Raw genomic sequence first — 1,325 nt, 5'->3', positions numbered from 1 at the left:
GTGATAGGTGTTAAGCGCAGGGTCCACGGCGGACTGCGCTTCACGATCCCGGTGTCGCCGTTCGACCGGATCCGCGCGCTGAAGCAGGAATGCGATCGGCTCGTGGCCCAGGCTCCTCCCGACCTTCCGGTCCTGTTCGAGCAGGTTTTGCGCTTTGAGCGCATGATCGCCGCATCGGGGGTCGACAGTGTGCCCTCCCATGCCGACGGCCTGGCCTCGAACATCCTCATCGGGCCGGATGGTCGCATCGAGCTCGTGGACTTCGACGGTGCCGGCAACGTCGACCCCTATTATGAGATCGGGATCCTGATCAACGAGGTTTTCGAAGACGAGAAGGACTTCCTCCCGGCCCTCGAAATGTTCGAAGGCACGCCGAGGCCGGCAAGTCTCCGTCGCGCGCGTCTCTACGCGATCGCCGACGATCTCGCATGGGGTCTCTGGGGTCTCGTGATGGACGCCACCTCGCAGCGCAAGGATGTCGAGTTTTACCGCTACGGGTTCTGGCGCTTCATCCGCTGCCGCGCCGCGCTCGAACGTGTCGATTTCGGCTCGTACGCCCGAATGCTCTGAGAACCCTTCATGGAACGGAAGTGCGGAGAAGGCCAATCGGCCTCCGAACTGGCATTGGAAGCAATGCTTTCCTTGGTACCCCCATGGCAGGGCAAAGACATCTTTTACCGGCCAATCTTCGGGGGCTTTAGCAATTCTAACTGGCACGTCAGGATCAGAGGTGAGCGTCAGACGTTTTTCCTTAAGATGCCAGGCCCCGGGACCGAGAAGTTTATCGATCGGAGCGCTTCGCTCGAGGCTGGCAGGCGCGCGCACGAACTTGGCATCGGGCCTCGGGTCTATGGTGATCTCAGCGACCGCGGCGTCGAAATCAGCGACTTTGTAGAGCGGTCTCGTCCCTGCACCACACGCGACTTCCACTCCGCCGAGATTAGGACACCCACTATTAACTTATTCCGCACCTTCAACAATTCTGCCCCGCTTCGCTTAACCAAGACCCTGTTTGACATGATCGATGAGCATATCGTTCAATTGCGTGAGCTCGGGGCGGCATTCCCGCACGATTTTCCTACCATTCACATGAAGTACCGCACCGCTCGCGCCGCGCTGGAGGCGTCAGGACTGGACATCGTTCCTTGCTGCAACGATCCGGCACCGGCTAACTTCCTGCTGACTGAAGGCAAGATCCTGATCGTCGACCTCGAATACGCGTCGAACAACGACCGCTGCTGCGATCTCGCCACCTGGTGTGGGGAAATGGTCCTGAGCGACGCGATGCAGGATGAGGCGATCGAATGTTATTTCGGTCGCGTCGA

The 1,325-nt window shown here is 59.8% G+C and carries 2 protein-coding genes; both read left to right on the top strand.

Features of this window, described 5'->3' with window-relative positions; all coding sequences use genetic code 11:
- The coding region (locus tag FJ443_RS31005; protein WP_140666939.1) for a phosphotransferase at positions 1-570 on the top strand (570 nt) is incomplete at its 5' end.
- A gap of 9 nt (positions 571-579) precedes the next feature.
- A partial coding sequence (locus FJ443_RS31000) for a choline/ethanolamine kinase family protein (protein ID WP_140666937.1) occupies positions 580-1,325 on the top strand: 746 nt, incomplete at its 3' end.

It is taken from the genome of Mesorhizobium sp. B2-6-1, from assembly GCF_006440475.1.
GTDB lineage: Bacteria > Pseudomonadota > Alphaproteobacteria > Rhizobiales > Rhizobiaceae > Mesorhizobium.
Note: the sequence above shows the minus strand (reverse complement) of the source record. Positions and strands in the feature narration are given on the sequence as shown.